This window comes from Polaromonas sp. P1_G4 (assembly GCF_056405475.1).
The window spans coordinates 1-4,892 of the sequence record NZ_JBFUCA010000324.1; the positions used below are offsets into that span (position 1 = coordinate 1).

At 61.8% G+C, this 4,892-nt stretch carries 6 protein-coding genes; 2 read left to right on the forward strand and 4 right to left on the reverse strand.

Going from position 1 to position 4,892, the window contains the following annotated elements:
- On the reverse strand, positions 1-139 hold a 139-nt coding region (locus AC1D1X_RS15635; protein WP_477698608.1), incomplete at its 3' end, for an EVE domain-containing protein.
- Between the two features lie 144 nt (positions 140-283).
- Between AC1D1X_RS15635 and AC1D1X_RS15640 the strand changes: the two genes are divergently transcribed.
- Positions 284-607 carry a metalloregulator ArsR/SmtB family transcription factor gene (locus AC1D1X_RS15640; protein ID WP_477669455.1) on the forward strand — a complete coding sequence of 108 codons (324 nt, stop codon included), beginning with the start codon at positions 284-286 and terminating at the stop codon, positions 605-607.
- A gap of 17 nt (positions 608-624) precedes the next feature.
- The gene (locus AC1D1X_RS15645; protein WP_477698606.1) at positions 625-2,046 is read left to right on the forward strand and encodes a DUF2867 domain-containing protein; all 1,422 of its coding nucleotides are present in this window, start codon (positions 625-627) and stop codon (positions 2,044-2,046) included.
- A gap of 58 nt (positions 2,047-2,104) precedes the next feature.
- Here the strand turns inward: AC1D1X_RS15645 and AC1D1X_RS15650 are convergent, their stop codons facing one another.
- The 3 genes from AC1D1X_RS15650 to AC1D1X_RS15660 form a co-directional block, all read right to left on the reverse strand.
- Positions 2,105-3,706, reverse strand: coding sequence for a hypothetical protein (locus AC1D1X_RS15650; protein ID WP_477669457.1), 1,602 nt, complete (start codon positions 3,704-3,706; stop codon positions 2,105-2,107).
- Between the two features lie 252 nt (positions 3,707-3,958).
- A complete protein-coding gene (locus AC1D1X_RS15655) occupies positions 3,959-4,147 on the reverse strand; it encodes a hypothetical protein (protein WP_477669458.1) in 189 nt (62 codons plus the stop codon).
- A 27-nt stretch (positions 4,148-4,174) separates the two neighbouring features.
- Positions 4,175-4,892: M23 family metallopeptidase (locus AC1D1X_RS15660; RefSeq protein ID WP_477698607.1), on the reverse strand; the 718-nt coding region annotated here is incomplete at its 5' end.

Below are 4,892 nucleotides of genomic sequence, written 5' to 3' on the forward strand. Positions count from 1 at the left end.
CTTGCATTCCGTCACGCATGAAGTTGCGCGCCTGGTAGTTGCGAACGCCGACCCAGGGGACTGTTGAGTCCTTCGCCGCGAGCGCGTCTTCGACCGAGCATTCTTCGGGTTCGGATTTCATGAGCCAGTAGCTTGTCATGGGGTGGCCTTGGTACCTGAAGTGGGGACGAAGCAAAGCTTAGCGGATCGATGGGGCAAAGAAAAGCGCCGGCCTCAGGCCAGAAGCCGCTTGACAGCACGGACCATCTTGAATAAAGTTATTAACAAATAAGTTAATACATCAATGCCTGCATCCCTTGACAAAATATTTGAAGCGCTCGCCTCGGGGCCCAGGCGCCAAATTCTGGCGTACCTCACCGAGAAAGAACTCAGCACCACTGAGCTGGCCGAGCGCTTTGCCATGAGCACGCCGGCCGTTTCTCGCCACCTGTCGGTGCTTGAAAACGCCGGCTTGGTGACCAGCGAGCGCAGCGGCCAGTTTGTGCTCTACAAGCTCAACGGTGACAGCCTCGTCAACAGCCTCACGGGTTATGCATTCGAACTATGCCCGGTCGCGCGGCCCCTGAAACGGGAACGCGTTGCGGCCAAAACACAAAAAGCCAGGTAACAAGGAGAGAGGGACCCATGCTGAATCTCACACAGGTGATTGAAACGTTTCCGTCGGTTCGCATTCCATCCGAATCGGGCGGTTTGGCCGTCGAGGTGTCATTGATTGCCCAGATTGGTCATGGTGCAGGCAACCATTTATTTGCCAGCGTGGCATCCAGGCAGCGGCAGCACAGTGCGTTTGTCGATGAGCTGGATGAGCCCTCGGCGAAGTTGGGTGGGACCAACTTTCCCAAAGGTGATGCAACGTCGCTGTATTCATTCGTCGTGGGGCCTAAAGGCCATCCGTTTCATCGCCATGCGGGGCACCGCATATTTACGGCAGTGTCGGGCAGCGGTGGGGCCCAGTTGCGCTTTTCCAGCGCGTCGGAGCAGCAAATCCAGGAAGACCCGCAAAACTTCATCCGCGCCCTCCGTTTTGTGAACATCCCGCCGGACTGCATGTTCACTGTGCGTTTTGGCGGTGAAACCTGGCACCAGTTTTCTCCGCTCTCGCGTAATTCCTTGCACCCTGTTTTTTTTGCGCTGTCTTGCCATACCAATGAACTGGGCGGCAATTTGTCGGAGTCTTTGAAACAGGAGGTGCTGACCAATAAGGCGAGTATCCCATCATTGACGGAGTTGCTGCCGGACGAGGTGAAGGCGTTGCTTCAGGCCAAKGACTTCAAGGCCGATACCGTGCCGACCACGACTTTGTCGCTGGATGCTCCACCCGGGACGTTCCATCGAGTGGTATGCAACACTGTGCGCAGCGGCGCAGGCGTGATGYGAGGCTTGTGGGGTTCGTGGAAAGGGGCGTCGGGCTTTTTGTCACATGGCGGATCCGCCCGAAGCGTGAAGGAGCTCAGTAGCCCACCAGTGGATTCGCTGCTGCTTCAGCAACTGACCAACCTGCGCGTCCATCATGAAGACACTTTTCGCTTGCGCGTGACCGGTACCAACTTCGGGCACACCAGCGCCACGAATCTGCTTGCCGCGGTCCTGGAGGGCTTTCTGCTCAATGCGCCCAGCGGTGTGTCCAATCTGATGGCGCTGCGCAACGTTCTGGTTAAACCCCTGGGCCTGCGTACATCGCCATTGGGCTGCCYCGTGTCTTCGCTGTTGTCACCGGACACCAGCAACCTGTTCGCCAACCGCTACCCGGTGCTTGACCAAAGCGTTAATACAGCCGATACCAAGGCGCAGGTCATTCTGGGCGCCAATGACAAACATCTGCTGTTCAGGTCCTGTGTCAGCGTGGAAATCGTCGACAAGCATCATGTGGATGTGATGCTGGGTACGCGGGTTCATTGCAAGAATGCYTTTGGCCGCTTTTACATGGCGGCCATTGACTATGTGCATCGCCACTACGTTACACCCACGATGCTGCGGCTGGCTGTGGAATATGCGGTGGTTCAGGAGAAAGAGTCGGCCGTACCCGCCAAGCTGGCGACGGCCTGAGAGCAAGTCAGGAACGTTGTTTTTGGTGCCCGCAACTTCGTCACCATCTCGCAGCACCTCACATCAGCGCAAGCAGCAGCAGGCACACCACGATCACCCCCATCTCGAGCCATTCCTGACTCGTCATGCTGAGCATGCGGCGGGCCGTCAGCGTCACCACCGGGACCAGCAAGGCGAGGCCTATCCAGCGGTCCAGCGGCATGAGGCAGACACGCGCCAGCGCCCACAACCAGGCGCAATGCGCCAGAAAGCCCCAGAACTCGGCCCGGCTGGTTTTTGCGGTGACGTTCAGCGTAAGGCGCCAGCCGGTGGCTACGGCCTGCCACCATTCCATATCCTCGTCGTCCAGCACCTTGTGCAGGGCGTGCAGGGCCACCACACCCAGCACCACCGGCCCGACGAAGCCCGCCCCCAGGGCAATGCCGAGATACAGGGGATGGTCGTAACCCGTGCCGCCACCGCCCAGTTTCACAGTGGCCAGCACCCACGCGCCGCCTACCAGCAGCACCGTGACAACGGCAACCATGCCCTCCGGCACGCCCGCGCTACGCGCCGCGCGGCCACCGGCAAACAGGCCGAGCGCCAACACGGTAGCGCCGAGGAAGGTAGTCAGCAGTGTGACGGTTGCCTTCCATCCGTGATGCGGTGCAGCCGTCAGGCTGCCCGACTCGGGTGGGTCCATTGCTTTTTTGGCAGGGGACCACTGGCGGTACGGCTCGTGCCGGGCCTTCAGCTGGCGCTGGCTCCAGCTGACTCTTAATGGCGATGCATTCGCGAATGCCAGTTCTGTGTGGTACAGGCGCTGGGCACTGTCGAGGTCATGCGGGACCAGCACGGTCTGCAGGCCTGCCTTGCCGTTGGCCGCCTGCAGCGCAGCCAATTGCTCACGCCAGTACCCGGCCGCCGGAGGGGCCTCGCACGCCAGTGGCCCGGACTCGGCGCCGGGCTGAAGCAAGGTGACTTCATTGGCTCGCATGACGCTTTGCGGTGCTCGCACCCGGTCCCAGTCGCAGGTAAAGCGCAGCGTGCCTTGCAAGACGATGTCGGGGCGGTAGAGCGGCAGCGGCACGGAGCTGGTATTGGCCAGGCGCAGCGACAGCATCAGGCGTACCTGGCCTTCGGCAGAAGGCGCAGCCCAGATGCCGGGCGCGATGGGCTGCATGTCGCGCATCTCCAGGGTGAAGAGGGGCGCACGCGAGGCGCCTGATTCCCAGCGCAGGGCTAGTGCCTGGTTGAAGGCCGCCTGCCAGGTAGCGCGGAAAGCGGGGCCCATCACGTCGTCGCGCTGGCGGCCGCGCGCGATGGCCACGGCCACATCGTCGACCGGCGCCTTCGAACCGCCCGGCAACCGGCGCAGGAATGACTTCCAGGCGCTGGTCCTGGGCTCTGGCACAGCCAGGGCCGGCGGTGGCGGCGCGCCGGTGACCTGCGCCACATAGCCATGCAGCAGTTCGCTGCGCAAGGCTTCAATGTCCGCCTTGGGCGCTTCGGCACTGCGCAAGACATTCACCAGAAAGTAGGCCTGCGCGGCATTGCTGCCCACAGGTGTTCCGTACAACGCAGTGGTGAAGGGAGTCGGCACGGACGAGGCATTGGCCGCAAAAGCCCCGTTCTGGAGCAGAAGCATGCTGCAGAGAATGGCGCGCAGGGTTCGTGTCATGGCTGTATCGCTGCCCGGGCTGCCGGGCGGTACGAGTGAGCCTGTTTCTCGTCGGCGGCAAGGCCAGGGCACAAAAAACCAGAACCCACCCTCTGGTTTTCAGGGCCACGCTCTTTTGCGTGGGTATTTGCTGTTTTCACGTATCGGTCTCCCTCCGATGAAAGGCGGCTTGCGCAGCAAGCTTGTTTTTGGTGATCGCGCCGATCTTATATTCAAGCCAACTATCGGCAGAAATAGGTGGCAATGCAGGATTTATACCCGCGAAAGCGTGATGCACTCGGCCTCGATAACAACAACCATCTGTTGTTCAGGTCTTGCGTGGTCGTTGAGGTCGTGAAGGAGCCGCCTGCCCTGCGGCGGTTTGCGGTTAGGTGCGCGACTGTTCAGGAAGGCAGGGGTGAAGGCGCTTGCCAGGCTGGCAAGTGCATAGCGCGTCAGCATGAGCCGGCACGTCATCGGCCGGGTTGTTTACGGCCTGGCGTCGCGCCAGACAAGATAAGGATTCAGCGGTGCGCCGCGCCACCACTGGCGCTCCGGCCCCAGTTTGAAGATCGCGAAGTGCAGGTGCGGTGCGTCGGGAGATGCATTCCCGGTGCTGCCGACATAGCCGATGACCTGGCCTTTGCGCAGGCTGGCGCCTTCGCTGAGGCCTTCGGCGTAGCGGTCCAGGTGGGCGTAGTAGTACGCGTACTGGCTGGCCGGGTCGAACTGGTAAATCGTGATGCCGCCTGGCTTGCTCAGGAACAGCTTGGCCACTTTGCCGTCCTCGACGGCGAGCACTGGCGTGCCGCGTGGGCTCATGATGTCTATGGCTTCATGCGGGGCTCCTGCTGCGCGCGCCTGGGTGTAGGTGTCGCTGAGCTGGGCGGGCATGACGCCTTGCACCGGAAGTGTCAGGACGCGTAGTCGTAACTGCGAAATGTCCGTGTCATCGGCGACAGATGCGGGTGGGGGCGGCAGGGCAGGTGAGGGCGCGGCTGCCTCTATGGTCTGAACCACAAGCGGTGGCTTGTCGGCCTCTCTTGCCGGCACGGCGGGCACCAGCGCCTGGCGGGCTGGCGGTGTAGCGGGCTGTATGACTTGTGTAACTGCCTCTTCCTTGCGCGTGCCCAGCATCACGCCTGCCGCCACGGCCAGCAACGCGCAGATGGCAAACGCCGTTCTCTTGAGGCGGGCGGGTGTGGAT

Bases quoted from the DNA above. Each gene is read 5' to 3' on its own strand.
- AC1D1X_RS15640 (WP_477669455.1), top strand. From the start codon at position 284: ATGCCTGCATCCCTTGACAAAATATTTGAAGCGCTCGCCTCGGGGCCC.
- AC1D1X_RS15650 (WP_477669457.1), bottom strand. From the start codon at position 3,706: ATGACACGAACCCTGCGCGCCATTCTCTGCAGCATGCTTCTGCTCCAG.
- AC1D1X_RS15655 (WP_477669458.1), bottom strand. From the start codon at position 4,147: ATGCTGACGCGCTATGCACTTGCCAGCCTGGCAAGCGCCTTCACCCCT.